Below are 22,309 nucleotides of genomic sequence, written 5' to 3'. Positions count from 1 at the left end.
TGCTGGTCGGCCTGGTAGCGCGACTGGTCAGCAGCGAGCCATCGGACTCGGTGCGCAGTGGTCTGCGCTGGCTGTACAGCTTTGTACGCCCGCAGCGCAGAGCCATTCTCGGTCTCATGGCCCTGTCGATATCGGCTTCCCTGCTGGTATTGATCCAGCCGTGGCTGACCAAGATGCTGATCGATGACGGCTTGCTGGCCGGCAGTTTCCCGGTACTGGGGATGGTAGTGCTGGGTATGATCGTCGCCACCACGGTGGCAACGCTGCTGTCGGGTATCAACCGTTATCTGCATACACGGCTATCTGGGCGTGTCCTGTTCGCCTTACGTGAGGATGTGTACGGGCACCTGCAGCAGCTATCGCCACGCTTCTTCGGTCGCCGCCGCATGGGCGACCTGCTCAGCCGTCTCGATGGTGATATCGCCGAGATCCAGCGCTTCGCCATCGACGCGCTGTTTTCCGCCACTTCCAGCATCATCGGCCTGATAGGCGCTACCGTCATGCTGGTGATGCTGTCATGGAAGCTGGCGCTGCTGGTGGCGGTACTGGTCCCGCTGGAAATGCTCTGGCTGCGCTGGATGCGCCGCAAGGTGGCCGACGAGACGCGGACGCTGCGTGAGCGCTCCAGCGACATGTCCTCGTTCCTGGTTGAAACGCTACCGGCCATCAAGTTCGTCCAGGCGGTTGGTCGCCAGCGCCATGAAGCGGATCGCCTGCACGGACTGGGGCAGGGGTATCTGCGCCAATTGCTGCGCTTGCAGGTGGTGGAGTTCTTCACCAACGCCATCCCCAGCACCATGACCTCGATCACCCGGGCGCTGGCCTTCCTGATCGGCGGCTATTGGGTAATCAGTGGCCAATGGCAACTGGGTTCGCTTATCGCTTTCGCCACCTATCTGGGTATGGTCGTCGGCCCGGCGCAAAGCCTGCTGGGCCTGTACGTTGCGGTGCAGCGCATGGCGGTCAGCCTGACCCGGGTTACCGAGCTGCGTGACGAGAAGCCCGAGATTGCCGTTGCCGATACCCCGCTGCCGATGCCGGCGGCACCCGCCGAGCTGGTGCTGCATGATGTTTCCTTCCGGCATGCCGATCGGCAGCAGGTGATTATTGAACGCGGCACAGCACGCTTCCCGGTGGGCAGGAAGATCGTCCTGTCCGGCCCGTCCGGCAGCGGCAAATCGACCCTCATCGATCTGTTGCAGCGCTTCTATGATCCGGATCGAGGGTATGTCAGCTACGGGGGTGTGGATATCCGTCAACTGAACCTGAGCGACTATCGCAAACGACTGGCGGTAGTCAGCCAGGATATCGTCCTGTTCCGTGCCTCGCTCGCCGACAACCTGCGCTATGGGGCGCCGCATGCCACCCTGGAGCAGATCGAGCAGGTGGTGAGGCAGGCCCAGCTGGAGGAACTGGTGGCCAGCCTGCCGGAAGGCCTCGATGCCCAGTTGAGTGAACGGGGCCAGCAGTTGTCAGGAGGCCAGCGCCAGCGCATCGCGATTGCCCGGGCGCTGTTGCAGGAGCCTGATGTGCTGGTGCTGGATGAGGCTACCTCGGCGGTGGATGTGCGCACCGAGCAGGCCATCATCCGCGAGATCGATGTTCTTTTCGCTGGGCGCACGCGTATCGTCATCAGCCATCGACCGGGCATCGCCGATGATGCTGACCTGCATTACCAACTGCTCGACGGGCATCTGGCCGTCACGGCAGCCAGCCCGTTGCAAGGAGTACCAGGTTGAGGGTGGGCATCATCGATACCGGCTTGCACCGGGAGCACTGGCTGCGGTTGCGGGCCGGGCGGGCGTTTGTCATGGGGCAGCAGGGCGTGCGCAGCCAGGCGCTCGAAGATGACCATCTGGGCCACGGCAGTGTGGTCACTCGTATCCTGCTGGAGCAGGCACCCGCAGCTGAGCTGGTGGTAGCGCAGGTGTTTGGTCGGCGCGCGGCGACCACCGCGGCACAGCTGACAGCGGCGCTGCAGTGGTTGCTCGAACAGCGGGTGGCGCTGATCAATTGCAGCCTCGGTTTGCATGCCGATCGTCCTGCGCTGCGTGATGCCTGCGACCAGGCTGCCCGCCGCGGTGTGATCCTGTGCGCCTCCAGCCCGGCCATGGGCCAACCAGTCTATCCCGCCAGCTACCCCGGGGTTGTCGCGGTAACAGGGGATGCACGCTGCCAGCCTGGGCAATGGAGCTGGCTGCAGGGCGAGATGGCCGAGTTCGGGGCGGCGGTCGGCAAGGGCAGCGAGGGCGGGGCATCCATGGCGTGTGCCCGTTTCAGCGGCCTGCTCGCATCCTTCTGGTCAACCCGGCCGGACTCGGGCGCAGAGCAGGTGCTCGAGCATTTCAGGCAACAGGCCAGTCGTATTGGCCCACAGCGCAGGGAGCCACTATGCGAAAGAAACGAATAGCCGTGCTGGGGGGCGGCCCCGCCGGTGCCGCTGCCGCGCTGGGGCTGGTGCGACTCGGCTACCAGGTGACGGTGATCAGCGATTGGCGACGCTTCAATGCCATCGAAGGTACCTCCGAGCGGGTATTGCAGGCGTTGCGCGGTATCGGACTGCGGCGCGCCAGCGAGGTCGCCATCCCGGCGCCGAACCGCCAGGTTCTCTGGGCGGGCCAGCACAGTCTGCGTAACCGGGAATGGTTGCTGGAGCGGCCGGTCTTCGACCGGGCGCTGCGCGACGATCTTCACCAGGCCGACATCGAGCTGGTTGAGGCGCGGGTATTGGCGGTGCACCAGACGCATCCCGAGCAGCTGTCGCTGGCGCTTGATGGAGCCGGCGAGCTTGAGGTGGACTTCGTGGTCGATGCCCGCGGACGCCAGGCTCCGCAGTCCGCGGAGGCGGCCCGGGGGCCGGAAACGCTCAGTCTGCTGTGCCGATGGCGTGGGCCGCAAGGTGAAGCAGCCAGCGCGGCGGAAAGCCTGGACTCCGGCTGGTGCTGGCTGGCGCGGCTCCCTAATGGCGAGCAGTACTGGCAATGGACTCTGGATGCGCGGCACACGGCGATGCCGGCCAGAGCGCAACTGGCAGCCTGGTGCGCCGAGCAGCGGGCTGCAACCCGGTTGGCCGCGGCATTCTTCGCTGACGATCCCGGCGCAGCAGTGGAGCTGCGTGCGCGCAGTTCAACCTGCACCCTGGCCTCGGACCTCTGCGGCAGCAGGAGTATACGTGTCGGGGATGCGGCAATGGCCGTGGACCCGCTGTCGGGCAATGGTATTTTCCAGTCGCTGTCCTCTGCGTTGCAGGCACCGGCGGTGATCAATACGGTGTTGCAGTACCCGGCCGATGCGCCGCTGGCGCAGGCCTTCCATCGTCGCCGGGTAACCGAGCTGTTTTACCGCTTCGCCCGCTTGGGCAGGGATTTCTATGCGCAGGTGGAGGCCGCCCCGCAGCAGGCGTTCTGGAGGGACCGCCAGCGTTGGCCGGACCAGCGCCAGACGCATGTGCCGGTGACCCGGGAGGCGGTCACCACCGATTGGGCGCCGGTCGTCTCAGGGGACCGGATCAGCCGGGCGCGGGTGGTGATTACCCCGGATCAGCCGCTGGGCATCTGGCATCTGAATGGCGTGGAGCTGGCACCTGTGGTGGAAGCCCTGCGCGAGCGATCCTGGGAGCAGGTGCTGGCGCAGTTGCAACCTGCCCAGCGGGGTCCGGTGGCCGGGTGGTTGCAGAGCCTGGGTTATGGGCCGGATACCGGCGTATCCGGCCGCAGCGTCACACCCTGATGAGCACGGATTTCGACTCGGTGTAATGCTCGATCGCCGCCTCACCCATTTCCCGACCGATCCCGGACATCTTGTATCCACCGAACGGCAGGGCCGGGTCCAGTGCGGTATGGCAGTTGACCCACACCGAGCCCGCCCTGATCCGCGGGATCATGCGGTGGACCTGACTCAGGTTGTTGGACCAGATGCTGGCCCCCAGGCCAAAGGGGCTGTCATTGGCCAGCCGTATTGCATCCTCGATATCATCGAAGGGCTGTGCCACCAGCACCGGACCGAAGATTTCCTCCTGGACCAGCGGGCATTTCTGGTCCACATCGGTGATCAGCGTCGGGCGGACAAAGAAGCCCGGCCCCGCGGAGGTGCCGCCACAGGCGATGGTGGCACCCAGCTCCCGGCCCATTTCGATATAGCCGTCCACCCGGGCCTGCTGTTTGGCGGAGATCAGTGGGCCCATGTCCACGCTGCTGTCCAGCCCGTTACCCAGCTTCATGCCATTGGCGATATCGCATATCTCCGCCATGACCCGGTCGAACTGACGGCGCTGAACGTACAGGCGGGAGCCGGCGCAACAGACCTGGCCCTGGTTGAAGAAGATGGCATTGGCTGCACCCACTGCCGCTTCCATCGGGTCCATGTCATCGAGAACGATGGTGGGCGACTTGCCGCCCAGCTCCAGGGTGATGCGGGTCATGGACTCCAGCGCTGCCTTGCCGATCAGCTTGCCAACCGGGGTGGAGCCGGTGAAGGTGATCTTGTCGATGTCCGGGTGGGCTGACAGGGCGGCGCCGACTTCGGCACCGATACCGGTCACCACGTTGAGCACACCCGGCGGATAGCCTGCCTCCTGCACCAGCTCCGCCAGCTTGAGGGCGGTCAGCGGGGTTTCGTCGGCTGGCTTGAGGACCACGGTGCAACCTGTGGCCAGGGCCGGGCCGATTTTCCAGCAGGCCAGCAGCAGGGGGAAGTTCCACGCCACTATGGCACCCACCACACCCACCGGCTCGCGGGCGATGTAACCATGAAAGTGGGCGTCAGGCATCAGCGGTACCGACGGGTTTACCGTGGTGCCGGTTATCTTGGTAGCCCAGCCAGCCATGTAGCGGAAGAAGTCGATGCACAGCTGTACATCCACCGCGCGGGCCATCTGCGCGCTCTTGCCGTTATTCAGGCATTCCAGTTCGGCCAGTATGTCCGCATCGCGTTCGAGCAGGTCCGCCAGCTTGAGCAGCAGGTTCTGCCGTTCCCGTGGCCTCATGCTGCTCCAGCTTGAATCATCGAAGGCCTGGCGCGCCTGTTGTACGGCGCGATCGATATCGCCGGGCGTCCCCTTCGGTACATCGACCAGATGAGCGGCGGTTGCCGGGTTCAGCAACGCCATGGTCCGGCCCTGCTCACCGGCAGTCCATTCGCCTCCTATCAGCATGCTGCAGCGGCGATCGAGAAACTCCCGGGTCTTCGGGTGGAGGGGAAATGCATCAGTCATCTTGTTCTCTCTCTCTGATGTTTAGAGTCCCAACCACAGGTGCAACCTCTATGCCAAGAGCGCCCATGGCCGCTGGTAGCTACGGCAGCCATGCGTCAGCGGGTGCAATGGCGGCCGTGGTGTGCTCCGGGAGTGTCGCAAAGTGAAACAATCCTGAGACGCGGTGCTACACGCCGTGCTGGCAAGGCCGGTACGAAGGCGGTGTGTCACAGAGTGAGATCATGTTGTCGCGCAATAAGACAATATGGGGTGGACAGGAGATCAGGTTGTGGCATCGTTTTTCATATGTCATTGATTTTAATGTGCTTTACTTTGATGGCATGAGCCTTGCTTGGGAGAGTGCAAGCACGGCAGGTTCCCCGCACCCGGATTGGGCGAGCCGAAGCTGAAGAATAACTATCAGAAGAAGACACCGTGGGAGGCACGACCCGATGAAAACAAGACTCTTGAGGCAAGGGGTAATGGGAGGGCTGCTGGGGCTATCGTTGCTCCTGCAGCATGGCACGACACTGGCGGCGGAGTCGGCATCGGCCGAAGAGCTCCTGGCCACACGCTGCGTGGCCTGTCACCAGGCAGAGGGCAACGACAAGTACAGCCGGATCAGTCATCAGCGCAAGACACCCGAGGGCTGGCTGATGACCATTGCCCGCATGCAGACCGCCCATGACGTCCCCCTTACCGATGAAGAGCGACGTACCCTGGTCAAGTATCTGGCCGACAAGCAAGGTATGGCCCCGTCCGAAACCGCAGACTATCGCTATGCGCTGGAGCGCCGTCTCAACCAGCAGGAGACCCTGATGGAGGATCCGCAGCTGGGTGAAATGTGCGTGCGCTGCCACTCGGGAGGGCGCATCGCCATGCAAGGGCGCACCGAGCAGGAGTGGCATCATCTGGTGAACTTTCACCTCGGCCACTGGCCGGCGCTGGAATATCAGGCCCTCAGTCGCGATCGTGACTGGCTGAACATTGCCTTGAACGAAACCGTTCCCCATCTGGCCAAGCGCTTCCCGCTGGAAAGTGAAGCCTGGTTCAAGTGGATGGAACAGCGCCCGAGCGCGGAAAGCCTGGCCAGCCGCTGGGTGTTCCGTGGGCACTACACCGGCAAGGGCGAGGTGGCCGGCAGCATGACGGCCAAATACGTCGGCGACGACCGTTTCGAACTCGAGCTGGATGGACGCTACGCCAATGGCGAGCTATTCACCGGCAGCGGTACCGCGCTGCTGCACAACGGCCATGAATGGCGGGCCAATGTCGATATCGACGGGACCATCCTGCGTCAGGTGTTCAGTGTGGTGGACAACGAGATGAACGGCCGCATGTTCGAACGCGAGCATGACGAGCGAGGCCTGGACTTCCACGCGGTTGCCGAAGCCGCACCCACGTTGCTGGCGGTGCAGCCAGGCTACGTGAAGGTGGGCCAGGAGCAGGAACTGACGCTGATCGGCAGTGGGCTGAATGGCACGCCGCAACTGGGCGAGGGCATCGAGGTTCTCAAGGTGCTGGACAGCTCGGCGAACCGGATGCAGGTACAGGTGCGGGTCGCCGCCGATGCGCCGGTGGGGGTGCGGGAAGTGGCGGTTGGTCAGGCCAATGGCACTACCCTGGCGGTCTATCGGCAGATCAGCGAAGTGCGGGTGGTGCCGGATTACGCGGTGGCCCGGATTGGCGGCAATGGCAGCCCGACGGAGAAGGTCGAGGGCCGTTTTGATGCCGAGGCCTGGGGCATCGGTGAGGATGGCAAGACGCCTTACCGGATAGGCTTTGTACCGGCGACCTGGTCGGTGGAACCGTTCGACGACGAGGCTGACAGGCTCGAGGACGTCAAGTTCGCCGGTGTCATGGACCGGGAGACTGGCGTGTTCATACCGGGTGATGCGGGTCCCAACCCCGAACGCCCGATGATGGCCAACAACGTCGGCAACCTGAAAGTGCTGGCTACGGTTGACCAGGGTGGCCAGGTCGTGACCGGTGAAGGCCAGATGATTGTCGGCGTTCAGCGCTGGGTGATACCGCCGATCCCGTGAGGTCGGGCGGCTCCGATGTAAACGGAATCAACAGACTCAGCGAGGTGGTCCCATGGGTATCAAACTGAATATTGTCGAGCACAACCTGCACCAGGTGCAGATCGATGCCGAACAGATGCTGTTTCACATTCCAACGAGTTCGCTGTTTACCCAGGATGAGCTGACGACCAGCATCCTGGGGGCATTGCGTAGTGGCGCGGATTCCCGCGAACACATCCAGACGGCGTTGGCGGGGCGTTTTCCTGCACGGGACATTGACGAGGCGCTCAAGGACCTGTTGACGCTGGAGGTGGTGAGCGATGGCTCGCCGCTCACCGGGGACGTGTTTACCGGCGGCGTCAGCAAGACCGCGTTGAATACCGTGGTGCTCAACGTCAACACGGGCTGCAACCTCAGTTGTACCTACTGCTACAAAGAGGACCTGGACAAGCCCAATGCCGGTAAGCGCATGGCAGCGGAAACTGCCATTGCCTCGGTGGAGATGCTGCTGCAGCAATCACCGGAGGAAGAACGCTACTCGGTGGTGTTCTTCGGTGGCGAGCCATTGAGCAATCGTCCATTGATCGAGTACATGGTGGATTATTGCGAGCGGCGTTTTGCTGAGCTGGGCAAGCAGGTGGACTTCATCATGACCACCAATGCCACCATGCTCACCGAAGACATCGTCGATTACCTCAACCGGCACCGCTTTGGTCTTTCTATCAGCATGGACGGCCCCAAGGCCATCCATGACAAGAACCGCATCACCGTCAGCGGCCAGGGTACCTACGAGGTGGTGCGGCGCAAGGCGCAGATGCTGCTGGCGCGCTACGACAGCCGGCCGGTGGGTGCCAGGGTCACCCTGACCCGGGGCACCACTCAGGTTGAGGAAATCTGGGATCACCTGATCAATGAGCTGGGGTTTGCCGAGGTAGGCTTCGCACCGGTGACCTCGGGTGATATCAGCAGCTTCAACCTGACCGGAGAGGAGCTGATAGCCCTGTTTGCCAACTTCAAGGCATTGGGGCGGCGCTATCTGGAGGCAGCGCTGCAGGGCGAGAACATCGGCTTCTCCAACCTCCATCAGCTATTGACCGATATCCACGAGGGGCACAAGAAGTCGCTGCCCTGCGGAGCCGGCCTGAAGATGCTGGCGGTGGATTACAAGGGCGAGCTGAACCTGTGTCACCGCTTCACCGGCTCATCGCTGCCCACCTTCGGTAACGTGCACGGCGAAGTGGACAATGCCTCGCTGACGCAATTCCTGTCGGATCGCCTGGATCGCAGCAATACCGGTTGCCAGACCTGCCGCATACGCAACCTGTGTTCGGGTGGCTGCTATCACGAGAGCTACGCCCGCTACGGCGATCCGCAACACCCCAACTATCACTATTGCGAACTGCTACGCGACTGGGTGGATTTCGGCATTGAAGTCTACGCCAGGATCATGAGCAGCAATCCCGATTTCATTACCCGCCATATCGTTCCGCGGAAGGTGCACTGATATGAAACATCTCAAAGCAATCAACAATAAAGCGCACACGCTCGAGCAAGCCGTCGCCCAGGATAGGGTCGAGGAAGTGCTGGCCATGAATGCCACCGTCGGCTGTACCAGCACGGTCGATCCGGGGTGGGAAACGGATGTGTTCGGAGGCGTGACCGGACTGTGCCAGCCGATGGAAGCCGATCTGTACGGTTGCGCGGACCCCTGCTGGTGGCCGGCTCAGGTTCCCGACCTGATGAGCACCCACCCCGACTGGAACAAGGGCGCCAGCGACTCCAGCCAGGACTGGCGCAAACTGGATACGGTTTTCCCCTCAGACAAGTGAGCCCGGGGCTAGAGGATTTCGATATGTTCAAGAAAAACAACAAGATGTTAGCGGCTGGCGCGGTGATGGCAGCGGTTATGACAGCGCCAGCCATGGCTGACAATGCCGGTCGAGCGCTGCAATCCGGCCAGGAATACATGGTGGTGACCAACTACCCCAACAACCTGCATGTGATCGACGTGGCCACCGACCAGGTGTACAAGAGCTGCGACCTGCCGGACCAGTTCGGGCCCGGGACGGCCATCGTCAGTCCAGACAAATCCCGCGCCTATGTGTTGAGCAATCGTTACAGCACTATCTATGGCATCGAACTGGACAGCTGCGATATGTCCTTCCGCGCCGTCCTGGCGCAAGCCCCGGGGGAACTGGCTCGGTCAATGTATTCCTTTGCTGTCAGCGCCGATGGCAAGGAACTCTACAGCGTGGCCAACCCATCGCAGAAGAACCTGGACCATTACGTCGTGGGTGATCCGCGGCTGCAGGTGTACAGTACCGATGCCGGGCTGGATGCCAAGCCGATCCGCATGTTCCCGGCACCACGCCAGTCCTATCTGATGCAGGCAGCGGATGACGGTTCGCTGTATCTGGCTGCGGACAATATCTACCGGATCGACGTGCAGACCGGCGAGCGCGAGGTCGCCATCGGCGTGCGTGACTGGCAGCGCAAGGGCTACGGTCAGCCCGACGTGCTGTATCTCTGGCCCAAGCAGCAGGTCAGCCGGGATTTCACCATCCTCTACGCGGCGCCCAAGTTCACCGATGATACCGAGGATATGGAGACCGCGGAGTTCATGTTCGGTTTCTACAATATCAACCTGGAGACCGGCGAGACCGAGACCCAGGACTTCGCTCCAATCACTGAGGTGTATTTCACCGGGGCGCGCTCGCCGAAGGACCCGAGCGCCATGTATGCGGTCCTCAACCGTCTGACCAAGTACGACATAGCCACCCAGAAGCTAGTGGCCTTCCAGGAGCTGGATCACACCTACTATGTGCTGGCGTTCAACCACGCCGGGGACAAGCTGTATCTGGCCGGCACCTTCAATGACATCGGCATACATGATCCCGAGACCCTGAAGAAGGTCGGCAGCATCACCCTGCCGGGTGGGGATATGTCGACCACCACACCACAGGTTTTCATCCGTTGATGCTTGGCCGCTCCGTCACCCGGAGCGGCATCCCTATCCGATAAAAACAAGAGGTCTGACTATGTTTGCCGATCACATCTTTCGGCGCAGCTTCGTGCTGCCTGCCATTCTGGGGCTTGGGCTGGCATTCGAGGCTCCTGCCTATGAACTGATCTCCACTCCCGATGGTTATCTGAACCTGGATATCAATGGGGCAGCGGGCATCTTTCACAGCGACAAGCGCTATAACATGGACGGTGCCACCGATGCGACTGACGTGTCCTGGCGCGAGGCCTACCTGGAATATGGCATCAGCTTCGGCTACAGCAGCCGACTGGGGCGCTGGGAGGGCGCGCTTACCGCGCTGAGTTCCGGCACCTGGGGCGATGGCGATGCGGCCGGCTTTTCCAATGGCAGTGAGCGCGAGACTGACCTGGAACAGGCCTGGTTGCGCTGGAGTTCCGCGCAACTGTTCTCCGCACTGGGGGAAGATGGTGTGGTGCTGTCCGCTGGCCGGCAGGGCGTTACCCTGGGTGATGGTTTCATTCTCGGCACCGATATGGTCAGCATGGGGCGGGGGCTCGGTGACGAGTTCGACCGTGGCGGCGCCTACTACCTGGGCGGCCGCACTGCCTTTGACCGGACCGCGGTGGTCAGCCTGGGCGGTGCCGAAGGCTGGCGCGGCGACCTGATGTGGCTGGAGTCGGATAACCGCTTCCAGGCCAATACCGAACTGGCAGTCGCCAACCTGGAGCATGTTGGCGACAAGGCCACCTTCGGTTTGAGTGCCATCAAGGGACTGGATGTGAGCCGATCTTATGCCGAGGCGCTCGGTCTGGAAGAGCGTGACGGGATGAAGGTCTACAATGTGCGCGGGCAGGGTAACGCCGGCGTGGAGCAGCTGTTCCTGTCCGCCGAATACGCCCATCAGCGTTTATCTTCCGGGACTGAGAACGCCTGGTATCTGGAAGCAGGCTGGACCTTTACTGAACGCGCCTGGCAACCGGCGCTGAGCTACCGTTACAGCCAATTCTCCTCTGGCTACGATCCCCTGTTCTATGGTTTTACCCGGGGCTTCGGCACCTGGTACCAGGGGGAGGTAGCGGCCAACTATGGCGGGCCGTTCAGCAGTAATGCCAAGGTCCATCACCTGGGCCTGCTGCTGAGCCCCCGGGAGGATCTGACCCTCGGCCTGGCGGCCTTCGACTTCACTACCCGCGATACCGCCGATGGGGATATGTCTGGTCAGGAGCTGGATATCTATGCCGAGTGGGCTGTATCCGAGCATGTCACCTTGATCCCGTTGGTCGGGCTGTTCAGCCCGGACAAGTCGGCGGCCCAGGGCGGTACGCAACTGGGAGGGCGCGGCGATAACCTGTACGCCCAGCTGCTCATGTTCGTGAGCTTCTGATCCGCATTCTGGTCGCTCCAGTGTGGAGCGGACTTGCAGACCGTAATGCTGTTCACTTAAGACTCTTCGCTACCCCCGTCATCCTCGGCGAAGGCCGAGGATCCATGGTTCCGGCTGAGTCGGAGTGGCCGGTGGATCCTTCGCCTTCGCGAAGGATGACGGTGTCTTCGCCGAGGGTGACGGGCGTAAGTGAACAGCATTGACCTCCAGACCAACCATACTGGGTTAACAGTGTCCAAAACAGTCAGGCAGGTTGAAACAAACGACCATTGCCCGGCCCGGCGGCCGGATACCAGAATGGTTGCATAACAATCTGACGGGCCGTGCGCTGGCCCGAGCCAGGAGCTTTCATGCAGCTGAACGACAACACTTTCATGATCACCGGTGGTGCCTCGGGCCTGGGCGCGGCGGCCGCTGCCATGCTGATCGAGGCTGGGGCCAGGGTGGCGCTGGTCGATCTCAATGGTGATGCCCTGCAACAGCAGGTCGAGCAACTGGGCGATCGTGCCCGGGCCTATATCGCCGATATTGCCGATGAACAGCAGGCCGCTGAAGCGGTAGCGGCGGCCCGGCGGGATTTCGGCAGTCTTCACGGGCTGGTCAACTGCGCCGGCATCGCCCCCGGGGAGAAGATCCTGGGTCGTAATGGCCCGCACGGCCTGGCCAGCTTCGACCGGGCGCTGCGCATCAATCTGCTCGGCAGCTTCAACATGCTGCGGCTGGTGGCCGAGGTGATGGCTGCAGGCGAGCCGAATGGGCAGGGCGAGCGCGGCGTGATCATCAATACCGCCTCGGTGGCCGCCTACGACGGGCAGATCGGCCAGGCCGCCTATGCCGCCTCCAAGGGCGGCGTGGTCAGCATGACCCTGCCGGCGGCTCGCGAGCTGGCGCGCCATGGCATCCGCGTCATGACCATCGCCCCGGGCATTTTCGAAACCCCGATGATGGCGGGCATGACCCAGGAGGTGCGTGACTCGCTGGCCCGGGATGTGCCGTTCCCGCCACGTCTGGGCCTGCCCGAGGAATACGCGGCGCTGGTGCGCCATATCATCGAAAATCCCATGCTCAATGGCGAAGTGATCCGTCTCGACGGCGCACTGCGCATGGCGGCACGCTGAGGAGGCGATATGCAACAGGATCCGATTGTCATCGTGGGCAGTGCCCGCACCCCGATGGGTGCATTGCAGGGTGAGCTGGCCGGCATACCGTCACCACAGCTGGGCGCGGCGGCGATTCGCGCCGCGGTCGAGCGCAGCGGCCTGGCCGCCGAGGCGGTGCAGGAAGTGCTGATGGGCTGCGTGCTGCCCGCCGGCCTCGGTCAGGCACCGGCGCGCCAGGCGGCGCTGGCTGCCGGGCTGGCCAAGTCCACGGTGTGTACCACGCTGAACAAGATGTGCGGCTCGGGCATGCAGGCGGCGATCATCGCCCATGACCGGCTGCTGGCCGGCAGTGTCGATGTGGTGGTGGCCGGTGGCATGGAGAGCATGTCCAACGCACCCTATCTGCTCGATGGTGCCCGTCAGGGTTTGCGCATGGGGCATGGGCGCATGCTCGATCACATGTTCCTCGATGGCCTGGAAGACGCCTATGACAAGGGCCGGCTGATGGGCTCCTTTGCCGAGGACTGTGCTCAGAGCCATGGCTTCAGCCGGGAGCAGCAGGACGCCTGGGCTCTGCAATCGGTGCAGCGGGCGCAGGCGGCCATCGAGCAGGGGCTGTTCGCCGAGGAGCTGACGCCGGTCAACGCCCAAGTCGGGCGGCGGACGGTACAGATGCAGGTGGATGAGACACCGCTGAAGGTCGATCCGAGCCGTATCCCCAGCCTGAAGCCGGCCTTCCGTGACGGTGGCACAGTGACGGCGGCCAACTCCAGTTCGATTTCCGATGGTGCCGCAGCATTGTTGCTGATGCGCCAGTCCGAGGCGCTGCGCCGGGGGCTCAAGCCGCTGGCAGCGATTCGTGGTCATGCGGCCTTTGCCGACGAGCCAGGCCTGTTTCCGGTTGCCCCTATCAGCGCCATCCGCAAACTGCAGGAACGCACCGGCTGGTCGCTGGATGAGGTCGATCTGTTCGAGATCAACGAGGCCTTTGCCGTGGTCAGCATGATCGCGGTGCGGGAGCTGGGGCTGGACCCGGCGCGGGTCAACGTGCATGGCGGCGCCTGCGCCCTGGGCCATCCGATCGGCGCCTCGGGCGCGCGCATCCTGGTGACCCTGCTGGCGGCTCTGCGGGCGCGGGGCCTGCGCCGCGGGATGGCGGCCATCTGCATCGGCGGTGGCGAAGCCACGGCCATGGCCATCGAACTGATCGACTGAGGAGGCGGGTATGCTGTTGACCGATGAGCAACGCGAGATCGCCGGGGTAGCACGCCAGTTCGCCCGGGAGCGGCTGTTGCCGTTTGCCGCCGACTGGGACCGCGAGCATCGCTTTCCCGCCGAGGCGCTGGCGGAAATGGGCCAGCTGGGCTTTCTCGGCATGCTGGTGCCGGAGCAGTGGGGCGGTTGCGATACCGGCTACCTGACCTATGCCCTGGCGCTGGAGGAGATCGCCGCCGGCGATGGTGCCTGCTCGACCATCATGAGTGTGCACAACTCGGTGGGCTGTGCGCCTATCCTGCGCTTTGGCAGTGATGAGCAGAAACAGCGTTTCCTGCCACCGCTGGCCAGCGGCGAGCAGATCGGCGCCTTCGCCCTGACCGAGCCGCATGCCGGCTCCGACGCCGGTTCGCTGCGCACCCGCGCGCGCCGCGATGGTGACGGTTATGTGCTGGATGGCGCCAAGCAGTTCATCACCTCCGGCAGTCATGCCGGCACCGTGATCGTGTTCGCGGTGACTGACCCGGAGGCCGGCAAGCGGGGCATCAGCGCCTTTATTGTCCCCACTGACAGCCCCGGCTATCAGGTGGTACGGGTCGAGGACAAGCTCGGCCAACATGCCTCGGATACCTGCCAGATCGCCTTCGATGGCCTGCGCCTGCCGCTGGCCAACCGTCTGGGCGAGGAGGGCGAGGGTTATCGTATCGCCCTGGCCAACCTGGAAGGGGGCCGCATCGGTATCGCCGCCCAGGCGGTGGGTATGGCGCGGGCGGCGTTCGAGGCGGCGCGCGATTATGCCAACGAACGCCAGGCCTTCGGCAAGACCCTGACCGAGCACCAGGCGGTGGCCTTCCGCCTGGCCGACATGGCCACGCAGATCGCCGTGGCCCGGCAGATGGTGCACCACGCCGCCGCCCTGCGTGACGCCGGCCAGCCGGCACTGGTTGAGGCCTCAATGGCCAAGCTGTTCGCCTCGGAAATGGCGGAAAAGGTCTGCTCGGCGGCAATCCAGACCCTGGGCGGCTATGGCTATCTGAAGGACTTCCCGTTGGAGCGCATCTATCGCGATGTGCGGGTGTGTCAGATCTACGAAGGCACCAGCGATATCCAGCGGCTGGTGATTGCCCGCAACCTGGGAGGGCAGTGATCCCCCCAGTCCGGTAACAGTTAATCAAGGCAGCGGTGAATACTGCTGCCAAGCAGTCCGATAACAAAAACAAGGAACAGAACAATGCAGAATTTTCAATCTGGCAGCATGCAGCAATTCCCCCTGATGATCAGCAGCATCCTGCAGCATGCCGCTACCGCCCATGGTGACCGGGAGATCGTCTCCCGCCTGGTGGATGAGCCGCTGTGGCGCTACAACTATGCCGGCCTGGCCGAGCGTGCCGGCCGAGCGGCGAACATGATCCGGCGGCTGGGTATCGGGCCGGGGGATTTCGTCTCGACCCTGGCGTGGAACACCCATCGTCATTACGAGCTGTTCTTCGCCGTGCCGGGCACGGGTGCGGTGCTGCACACCGGCAACCCGCGGCTGTCGGATGAACAGATCGCCTACACCATCAACCATGCCGGCAGCAGCGTGCTGCTGTTTGAGCGCAACTTTGCCGAGCTGGTACTGCGCCTGTTGCCGCAGCTGGGCAACATCCGCCACTTCATCATGCTGGCTGACGGCGAGCTGCCGGAGATGCCTGGCATCGAGTTGCACGGCTATGAGCAACTGCTGGCCCGGGAAGAGTCGCTGCAGGAATGGCCGCAGTTTGATGAAAATGCCGGGGCGATTCTCTGCTATACCTCCGGCACCACCGGCAACCCCAAGGGCGTGCTTTACAGCCACCGTTCGATCGTCCTGCACGCCCTGGCCGGCGGGCTGAGCAGTGCCTTCAATTTCTCCGCCTTCGATTGCATCATGCCCTGCTCGTCGCTGTACCACGGCACCGCCTGGGGCGTGCCCTTCGCGGCAGCGATCAACGGCTGCAAGTTCGTGCTGCCCTGCGACAAGATGGATGGTCAGAGCCTGCAGGAGCTGATCCAGAACGAAGGCGTGACCTTCTCCGGCGGCGTGCCGACCATCTGGACCATGTACCTGGATCACCTGGAAGCGACCGGCGAGGATGCCGGCAAGCTGACCCACCTGATCATCGGTGGCTCGGCGGTACCACGGGCCATGGCCGAGAAGTACCAGAACAAGTACGGCGTGGCTGTGCGCCAATTGTGGGGCATGACCGAGACCAGCCCGCTGGGCGTGGTGGCGACACCGACTCCGAAGCTGGCCGAACTCGGCGAAGAGGCGGTCAATGACGTGATCTGGAGCCGCCAGGGCCGCCTGCAGTACGGCATCGAATTGAAGGTGGTGGACGAGCAGGGCAAGCGCCTGCCGGCTGACGGCAAGAGCGCCGGTACCCTGATGGTGCGCGGCCCCTGGACCGTGGAGCGTTATTTCCGCAGCGAAACCAGCGCGCTGGATGCCGACGGCTGGTTCGACACCGGCGACATCGCTACCCTCTGTGAGCTTGGCTTCATGCGCATCACCGACCGCACCAAGGATGTGATCAAGTCCGGTGGCGAGTGGGTCAGCTCGATCGATATCGAGAACGCCGCGGTAGCCTGTCCCGGTGTGCGCCTGGCGGCGGTGGTCGGTGTCTATCACCCGAAGTGGGAAGAGCGGCCATTGCTGATCATCGAACCGCACCCGGGTGCTGAGGTGAGCCGGGAAGCCATGCAGGCGCACCTGGAAGACAAGATCGTCAAATGGTGGATGCCCGATGACATGATCATCGACGTAATCCCACTGACCGCCACCGGCAAGATCGACAAGAAGGTGCTGCGCGAGCGCTACTACAACCACCTGGCCGAGCAACCGCTCCAGGCCCAGGCGTGAAGGGATGGCAAACCTGGGGGTGTAGCGCGCCTGCGCTACGCCAGTGCTCGGCAGGCTGAGAGATTTGTCGTCGAGCAGGTGCTCGACAACCCGTTATCCGATGAGAGGCTGTTCATGAGCACGATGGAAACCACCAGCGGACCGCTGGCCGGCCTGCGGGTGCTGGAGTTCGCCGGTATCGGCCCGGGCCCGCACTGCGCCATGCAACTGGCGGACATGGGTGCCGAGGTGCTGCGTATCGAGCGCCCCGGTGGTAACGGCTGGCCCAATCCGGTGGTCGATCGCGGGCGTACCTGTATCACCCTGGATATCCGCAGCGAGGCCGGTCGCCAGCGTTGCCTGGAGCTGGCCCGGCGTGCCGATGTACTGATCGAGGGTTTTCGCCCCGGCGTGATGGAGCGCCTCGGGCTGGGGCCGGAGGAGCTGGCCGCAGTCAATCCGCGGCTGGTCTACGGACGCATGACCGGTTGGGGGCAGGCCGGCCCGCTGGCCCAGACCGCCGGGCATGACATCAACTATATCGCCCTGACCGGCGCGCTGGCCGCTATCGGTCCGGCGCAGGGTGAGGCGGTACCGCCACTGAACCTGGTAGGTGATTTCGGCGGCGGTTCTATGTTTCTCACTGTCGGCATCCTCGCGGCATTGCTGGAGCGCGAGCGCTCGGGCAAGGGGCAGGTGGTGGATGCCGCCATCGTCGACGGCACGGCGTCATTGATGTCCTTCTTCAGTGGCCTGCTGCCGACCGGGCGTATGGACATGCGCCAGGGCCGCAACCTGCTTGGCGGCGCAACACCCTGGTATCGCTGCTATCGCTGTGCCGACGGCCGACAGATCGCGGTGGGGGCGCTGGAGCCGGCGTTCTATCAGGAACTGGTGCAGCGCAGTGGTGCCGCTGAGGCCTTGCAGGCGCAGGCGCTCACCAGTCGGGAGCAGGATATCCAGACCGGGCATTGGGAGCAGCTGTTCGCCCAGCGCAGCCGCGATGAATGGTGCGAACTGCTGGAAGGCAGCGACGCCTGCTTCGCCCCGGTGCTGGAGCTGGAAGAGTCCGCCGACCATCCGCACATGGCCGCCCGCCAGACCTGGCAGAAGGTCGACGGGGTATTGCACAGTGCCCCGGCGCCGCGTTTTTCCCGCAGCGCATCAGCCATCCGGCCCTCGGTGAGGGTCGATCCGCAGGCGGATATCTGGTCAGATTGACCAGCGTTGAATTCGACAGGAGAGCACCATGCCAGCCAGCAAAGCTGACGTTGCCGCCTTCATGGCGCAGGAGTTTCCGCAGAGTAAATGCCGGGTGGATGCGGTGGGTGAGGGCGGTGCCATCGTCTCGCACGCCGTTGGCCCGGATGAGCTGCGCCCGGGCGGTACCGTCTCCGGACCGGTGCTCATGGGCGTGGCTGATGTTGCCCTGTATGTCGCCATCCTGGGCGAGATCGGCATAGTGCCGTTGGCCGTCACCACCAGCCTGACCATCAACTTCCTGCGCAAGCCAGCGGCGGATGCGCGGATCATCGGCGAATGCCGGCTGCTTAAGGTGGGCAGAAGTCTGATCATGGGTGAGGTGTTCCTTTATTCGGAAGGTGCCGACGAGCCGGTGGCCCATGTCACCGGCACCTATTCGGTCCCGCCAGTCAAAACGGCCAGAACACCGGAATGAAGATCACCCCCAGTACCCAGAAGATCAGGTTCAGCGGCAGGCCGACCTTGATGAAGTCGGTGAATTTGTAACCGCCGGCACTGTAGACCATGGTGTTGGTCTGGTAGCCCACCGGGGTGGCGAAGCTGGTGGAGGCGGCGAAGGTCACGGCGATCAGGAAGGGCGTCGGGTCCACGCCCAGCAGGGTGGCGGTGGACATGCCGATCGGCGTCAGGATCACCGCGGCCGCGGCATTGCTCATGAATTCGGTCAGCAGCAACGCCATGAGATAGAGTACCGCCAGCACTACCAAGGGCCCGAAGCTGCTGACCATGCCCAGGGTGTTGGCGACGATGAACTCCGCCGCACCGCTCTGGCTCATGGCCACACCCAGCGGCAGCAGGCCCGCCAGCAGGATGATGATGCGCCAGTCGATGGCATCATACACCTCGTCGGCCTCCAGGCAGCCGGCCAGGGTCATGGCTACCGCGCCGATCAGCGCGGTGATGGCGATCGGCGCCCAGCCGAGTGCCGAGATACCGATCACCAGGGCCATGGTGACCAGGGCGAAGGGTGCCCGCCAGCCCATCGGCTTGTCCTGATCACGTTGGCTGAGGACGATGACGTTGGTGTCCTGGCGCAGACCGGCCATTTCGCTTTCCGGTGTCAGCATCAGCAGCACGTCACCCACGTTCAGGCGTACCTCCTTGAGCTGCTTGCGCAGCACCTCGCCCCGCCGGTGGATGGCCAGCACCGTGGCGTTGTGCTGCCAGCGACGGTCGAGCAGGGCCAGGCTGCTGCCGATCAGCCGGGAGCGGGGGGCGATCATCACCTCGGTCAGCACCTGCTGGGTGCCTTCCTCCAGGGTGCGTTGCCTGAGCTTGAACTCCGAATTGATTTCCAGCCCGGTCTGGTTCTTCAGTTCATCGAGCTTGGACCAGTCGCCCCGGGCGATGAGTACATCACCTTCCTCCAACACCTGGGAACGTGGTGACCAGACCTTCTCTTCTCCCCTCAGCAGCTCCAGCACATAGACGCCGTACTCCTCGCCGAGCTTGGCTTCGCCGACCGAGGTGCCGATCAGCGAGGAGTCGGGCATTACCCGCAGTTCGGTGATGTATTTGCCCAGCTCATAATGCTCGACCAGCTCGGTGGCGCGGGTGTCAGGCAGCAGCCAGCGGCCGATGGTCAGCAGGTAGAAGCAGCCGGCGATCATGCAGATGACCCCCAACGGGGTGAACTCGAACATGCTGAAACCGGCGTGACCCAGGTCGCGGGCCATGGCGTTGACCAGCAGGTTGGTCGAGGTGCCCACCAGGGTACAGACGCCGGCCATCTGCGATACATAAGACAGCGGGATCAGCGCCTTGGAGGCGGACATGCCGATGCTGGCGGTGGCGGCCATGACAATGGGCATGAACACCGCCACTACCGCGGTGTTGTTGACGAAGGGCGCCACCACCGCGAGCACGCCGAACAGGGTAAGCAGGAACAGCAGCGGCGACTTCGCCTGGCTGAGCAGGCGCCCGATGCCGGACAGGGCGCCACTGTTCTGCAGTCCCGCGGCCAGGATGAACATGGCCGCCACCGTGATCGTGGCCTGGTTGCTGAAGCCGCTCAAGGCCTGGCCCGGGTTGACCAGGCCAAGGATGGCCAGGCCGGAAAGCACCAGCAGTGCTACCGCATCAATGCGCAACTTCTCGGTTGCGAACAGCACTATGGCCACCAGGGCAATGCCCAACACCAGCGCAATTTCTATTGTCATGACCTAACTTTCCCAGCCTGGAACAGAGGTCAGACTAGGTGAAAACCAGCCGGAAAGCACAGGTTTTTCAGGAAAAAGCACAGGTTTTTCAGGAAGCTGCGGCTAACGCTTCTCTCCGTCATCCTTCGCTTCTCTCCCGGTCACCCTTCGTCTCTCCCCGTCATCCTTCGCGAAGGCGAAGGATCCAGGATGCCGGCTGCCTCGGAGTGGCCTGTGGATCCTTCGCCTTCGCGAAGGATGACGAGGTTTAGGTGGGAATGACGGGGTTTAGCTGGGACTGACGAGGTTTAGGTAGGAATGATGGGGTTCAGGTGGGAATGACGGAGTTCAGGTAAGAATGACGGTGTGGTGTTGCAGCGGGGGAGGGTGTCAAGTGCATGACACCCAGCTCAATGCTCCGGCGGATAACCCAGCCGCAGCCCGCCCCAGTGCCGACCCCCGATCCGGATCGGTACGGAAAGGTCATGCACCACCTCGCCGGTATCGCGTTTGTAGGTCTGCAGCAGCAACGCCTGTTGATGGCTGCCGCAGCGCGCGCCGACCGGGTCATTGAACAGGCGCTTGCTGCGACAGTAGCGGGTGTCGTGCTCGATATCGCCAGTGGGCTGACGGCTCACCGCCAGGTTATGGGTGGGCACGTAGCCGGCGGGGGTGATGGCGATGGCATAGATCAGCTTGGGGTTGGCGTTCAGCAGCGGCTCCTGGATCGCCGGCAGGATGTCGTCGGTATACTGGTCGAAGCGGCTGCGGTAGCGCTGCGGGGAGCTGCCGGGTATCGGTGTGAGCTGCTGATCGAACAGTGCCTCCAGGCTGATGCGGCTCTGCTCCAGGTCATCCTCGAACTGCCGGGCGATCTGCGCCGCGGCCTGGCAGGCGGCGTCGTAAACCTGCTGGTGGTAGGGAGCCAGGGCCACTTCGGCGAGCATCTCGCTGACCTGTTCGGCCAGTTCGACCAGGTTATCCGCCTCGGTGGTCAGGCGTCGGGTCTGCCGGTCGCTGTCCGCCAGGTCGCCACGCACCTGTTCTACCGCGCAGGACAGGCTGCTCAACTGATCGCGGTTGGCCGCACTGCTGGCGGCGATCTGCGCGGTTTCATGCTTGACCGCCTGGCCGTTGCGGTTGATTTCCAGCAACTGATCGCTGGCCTGTTCGATCAGGCCGACGCTGGTCTGGATCTGCGCGACCAGCGCACCGATATCTTCGGTGACCCGCTGGGTTTCCCGATGCATTTCATCGATGATGCCGGCGACCTCCGAGGTGGATGTCGCGGTGCGGGCGGCCAGGCTGCGGACCTCATCGGCGACCACGGCGAAGCCGCGGCCCATTTCTCCAGCCCGGGCAGCCTCGATGGCGGCATTGAGCGCCAGCAGGTTGGTCTGGCTGGCAATCTCATCGATCACCCGGGTGACCTGCACTATGGTGCCGGCCTTGTCATTCAGCTGGGCAAGCATGGCCAGGCTACTGTCGGCCTGGCGTGACAGGCCGTGGATCACGGCTACTGCCTGATCCAGGGCCTGCTTGCCGGTTTCACTGCTGCTGGTGGCGGCGTCGGCGGCGCGGTCAGCGGTATCGGCATGGTGGGCGGTACTCTCCACCTGGTGGGCGATATGTTCGGCATTGCCGGCGACCTGGGTGATGGCAGCCAGTTGCGAGGCCATGCTGGTCGCCAGTTGCTCCACCGAGAAACAGACCTCGGCGGCGGCTACCGCATTGCAGCTGGTGGCGTGGGACAGGTTGCGGGCCAGGTCGGTCAGCGCATTGTCCGCGCTGTTGGTGTTGACGGGATCGGGGGTGCGCCTTGGCTGTATCAGCCAGGGTAGTATGCCCAGCAGCAGGATCGGCAGCAGCACGGCGATGCCGAACTGCAGGGCCAGCCACAGGCCCAGGGCGAGCTGGATAAGGATGCAGAATAGCCGGGCAGCCGTTGCGCGGGCCATGGGGTGTGCCTCCTGGACATTATTGTTATGCAGTCATGGTCAGGGCAGCAGTATCGGTATCCACCATCGGTGATGGCAATAAGCCTTTGGTCGCGGACGCGGGCCGCTTTGTGCGGAGAGGGGCGGGGCACTGGAGCTGAAAACGACAAAGCCCCCGCATGGGCGGAGGCTTTGTCGGAAATATGGTGCCCAG

The 22,309-nt window shown here is 63.6% G+C and carries 17 protein-coding genes; 14 read left to right on the top strand and 3 right to left on the bottom strand.

Annotation, left to right across the window (positions count from 1 at the left end):
• Positions 1 to 2: 2 nt before the first annotated feature.
• The 3 genes from H6X51_RS09730 to qhpG are packed head-to-tail and all read left to right on the top strand — an operon-like array spanning position 3 to position 3,729.
• Complete coding sequence (locus H6X51_RS09730; RefSeq protein ID WP_185267357.1) at positions 3 to 1,739, top strand: ABC transporter ATP-binding protein; 1,737 nt, start codon at positions 3 to 5, stop codon at positions 1,737 to 1,739.
• 2 nt (positions 1,740 to 1,741) lie between these two features.
• Entirely contained in the window at positions 1,742 to 2,410 is a 669-nt protein-coding gene (qhpE, locus tag H6X51_RS09725) for a subtilisin-like serine protease QhpE (RefSeq protein WP_328795651.1), read from the top strand.
• Positions 2,392 to 3,729: a flavin-dependent monooxygenase QhpG gene (qhpG, locus tag H6X51_RS09720; RefSeq protein ID WP_185267341.1), complete on the top strand. Its 1,338-nt coding sequence runs from the start codon at positions 2,392 to 2,394 to the stop codon at positions 3,727 to 3,729. Before qhpE ends, qhpG begins: the two co-directional genes overlap by 19 nt.
• Here the strand turns inward: qhpG and H6X51_RS09715 are convergent.
• The gene (locus H6X51_RS09715) at positions 3,719 to 5,212 is read right to left on the bottom strand and encodes an aldehyde dehydrogenase family protein (protein WP_185267340.1); all 1,494 of its coding nucleotides are present in this window, start codon (positions 5,210 to 5,212) and stop codon (positions 3,719 to 3,721) included. The two genes, qhpG and H6X51_RS09715, sit on opposite strands and share 11 nt — an antisense overlap.
• 431 nt (positions 5,213 to 5,643) lie before the next feature.
• Between H6X51_RS09715 and peaA the strand changes: the two genes are divergently transcribed.
• The 11 genes from peaA (at position 5,644) to H6X51_RS09660 (ending at position 18,435) form a co-directional block, all read left to right on the top strand.
• The gene (gene peaA / locus H6X51_RS09710; protein WP_185267339.1) at positions 5,644 to 7,236 is read left to right on the top strand and encodes a quinohemoprotein amine dehydrogenase subunit alpha; all 1,593 of its coding nucleotides are present in this window, start codon (positions 5,644 to 5,646) and stop codon (positions 7,234 to 7,236) included.
• A gap of 52 nt (positions 7,237 to 7,288) precedes the next feature.
• Entirely contained in the window at positions 7,289 to 8,719 is a 1,431-nt protein-coding gene (peaB, locus tag H6X51_RS09705) for a quinohemoprotein amine dehydrogenase maturation protein (protein ID WP_185267338.1), read from the top strand.
• A 1-nt stretch (position 8,720) separates the two neighbouring features.
• Positions 8,721 to 9,044, top strand: a complete 324-nt coding sequence (gene qhpC / locus H6X51_RS09700; protein WP_185267337.1) for a quinohemoprotein amine dehydrogenase subunit gamma — start codon at positions 8,721 to 8,723, stop codon at positions 9,042 to 9,044.
• A 23-nt stretch (positions 9,045 to 9,067) separates the two neighbouring features.
• The gene (gene peaD / locus H6X51_RS09695; protein ID WP_235991293.1) at positions 9,068 to 10,192 is read left to right on the top strand and encodes a quinohemoprotein amine dehydrogenase subunit beta; all 1,125 of its coding nucleotides are present in this window, start codon (positions 9,068 to 9,070) and stop codon (positions 10,190 to 10,192) included.
• A gap of 61 nt (positions 10,193 to 10,253) precedes the next feature.
• Complete coding sequence (locus H6X51_RS09690) at positions 10,254 to 11,582, top strand: alginate export family protein (protein WP_235991292.1); 1,329 nt, start codon at positions 10,254 to 10,256, stop codon at positions 11,580 to 11,582.
• Positions 11,583 to 11,932: 350 nt separating this feature from the next.
• Positions 11,933 to 12,700, top strand: a complete 768-nt coding sequence (locus H6X51_RS09685) for an SDR family NAD(P)-dependent oxidoreductase (RefSeq protein WP_185267336.1) — start codon at positions 11,933 to 11,935, stop codon at positions 12,698 to 12,700.
• A gap of 9 nt (positions 12,701 to 12,709) precedes the next feature.
• The gene (locus H6X51_RS09680; RefSeq protein WP_185267335.1) at positions 12,710 to 13,897 is read left to right on the top strand and encodes an acetyl-CoA C-acyltransferase; all 1,188 of its coding nucleotides are present in this window, start codon (positions 12,710 to 12,712) and stop codon (positions 13,895 to 13,897) included.
• A 10-nt stretch (positions 13,898 to 13,907) separates the two neighbouring features.
• Positions 13,908 to 15,044 (top strand): acyl-CoA dehydrogenase, encoded by a 1,137-nt coding sequence (locus H6X51_RS09675; RefSeq protein WP_185267334.1) that lies wholly within the window; start codon positions 13,908 to 13,910, stop codon positions 15,042 to 15,044.
• Between the two features lie 108 nt (positions 15,045 to 15,152).
• The gene (locus tag H6X51_RS09670) at positions 15,153 to 16,778 is read left to right on the top strand and encodes a long-chain fatty acid--CoA ligase (RefSeq protein ID WP_185267354.1); all 1,626 of its coding nucleotides are present in this window, start codon (positions 15,153 to 15,155) and stop codon (positions 16,776 to 16,778) included.
• Positions 16,779 to 16,892: 114 nt separating this feature from the next.
• Positions 16,893 to 17,978, top strand: coding sequence for a CaiB/BaiF CoA transferase family protein (locus H6X51_RS09665; protein WP_235991291.1), 1,086 nt, complete (start codon positions 16,893 to 16,895; stop codon positions 17,976 to 17,978).
• Positions 17,979 to 18,006: 28 nt separating this feature from the next.
• Complete coding sequence (locus H6X51_RS09660) at positions 18,007 to 18,435, top strand: PaaI family thioesterase (protein ID WP_185267333.1); 429 nt, start codon at positions 18,007 to 18,009, stop codon at positions 18,433 to 18,435.
• On the opposite strand, the gene H6X51_RS09655 is transcribed toward H6X51_RS09660, so the two are convergent.
• Entirely contained in the window at positions 18,410 to 20,179 is a 1,770-nt protein-coding gene (locus tag H6X51_RS09655) for an SLC13 family permease (protein WP_185267332.1), read from the bottom strand. The genes H6X51_RS09660 and H6X51_RS09655 overlap by 26 nt on opposite strands.
• A 389-nt stretch (positions 20,180 to 20,568) precedes the next feature.
• A complete protein-coding gene (locus H6X51_RS09650; RefSeq protein WP_185267331.1) occupies positions 20,569 to 22,116 on the bottom strand; it encodes a methyl-accepting chemotaxis protein in 1,548 nt (515 codons plus the stop codon).
• Between the last annotated feature and the right edge of the window lie 193 nt (positions 22,117 to 22,309).

It is taken from the genome of Halopseudomonas xiamenensis, from assembly GCF_014219065.1.
GTDB classification, from domain to species: domain Bacteria; phylum Pseudomonadota; class Gammaproteobacteria; order Pseudomonadales; family Pseudomonadaceae; genus Halopseudomonas; species Halopseudomonas xiamenensis.
This window is presented reverse-complemented; position numbering and strand designations above follow the sequence as displayed.

Excerpts from the sequence above, each read along its gene's own strand:
- qhpG (WP_185267341.1), top strand. The coding sequence starts at position 2,392 with ATGCGAAAGAAACGAATAGCCGTGCTGGGGGGCGGCCCCGCCGGTGCC.
- H6X51_RS09715 (WP_185267340.1), bottom strand. The coding sequence starts at position 5,212 with ATGACTGATGCATTTCCCCTCCACCCGAAGACCCGGGAGTTTCTCGAT.
- peaA (WP_185267339.1), top strand. The coding sequence starts at position 5,644 with ATGAAAACAAGACTCTTGAGGCAAGGGGTAATGGGAGGGCTGCTGGGG.
- peaB (WP_185267338.1), top strand. The coding sequence starts at position 7,289 with ATGGGTATCAAACTGAATATTGTCGAGCACAACCTGCACCAGGTGCAG.
- qhpC (WP_185267337.1), top strand. The coding sequence starts at position 8,721 with ATGAAACATCTCAAAGCAATCAACAATAAAGCGCACACGCTCGAGCAA.
- peaD (WP_235991293.1), top strand. The coding sequence starts at position 9,068 with ATGTTCAAGAAAAACAACAAGATGTTAGCGGCTGGCGCGGTGATGGCA.
- H6X51_RS09690 (WP_235991292.1), top strand. The coding sequence starts at position 10,254 with ATGTTTGCCGATCACATCTTTCGGCGCAGCTTCGTGCTGCCTGCCATT.
- H6X51_RS09685 (WP_185267336.1), top strand. The coding sequence starts at position 11,933 with ATGCAGCTGAACGACAACACTTTCATGATCACCGGTGGTGCCTCGGGC.
- H6X51_RS09680 (WP_185267335.1), top strand. The coding sequence starts at position 12,710 with ATGCAACAGGATCCGATTGTCATCGTGGGCAGTGCCCGCACCCCGATG.
- H6X51_RS09675 (WP_185267334.1), top strand. The coding sequence starts at position 13,908 with ATGCTGTTGACCGATGAGCAACGCGAGATCGCCGGGGTAGCACGCCAG.
- H6X51_RS09670 (WP_185267354.1), top strand. The coding sequence starts at position 15,153 with ATGCAGCAATTCCCCCTGATGATCAGCAGCATCCTGCAGCATGCCGCT.
- H6X51_RS09665 (WP_235991291.1), top strand. The coding sequence starts at position 16,893 with ATGAGCACGATGGAAACCACCAGCGGACCGCTGGCCGGCCTGCGGGTG.
- H6X51_RS09660 (WP_185267333.1), top strand. The coding sequence starts at position 18,007 with ATGCCAGCCAGCAAAGCTGACGTTGCCGCCTTCATGGCGCAGGAGTTT.
- H6X51_RS09655 (WP_185267332.1), bottom strand. The coding sequence starts at position 20,179 with ATGACAATAGAAATTGCGCTGGTGTTGGGCATTGCCCTGGTGGCCATA.
- H6X51_RS09650 (WP_185267331.1), bottom strand. The coding sequence starts at position 22,116 with ATGGCCCGCGCAACGGCTGCCCGGCTATTCTGCATCCTTATCCAGCTC.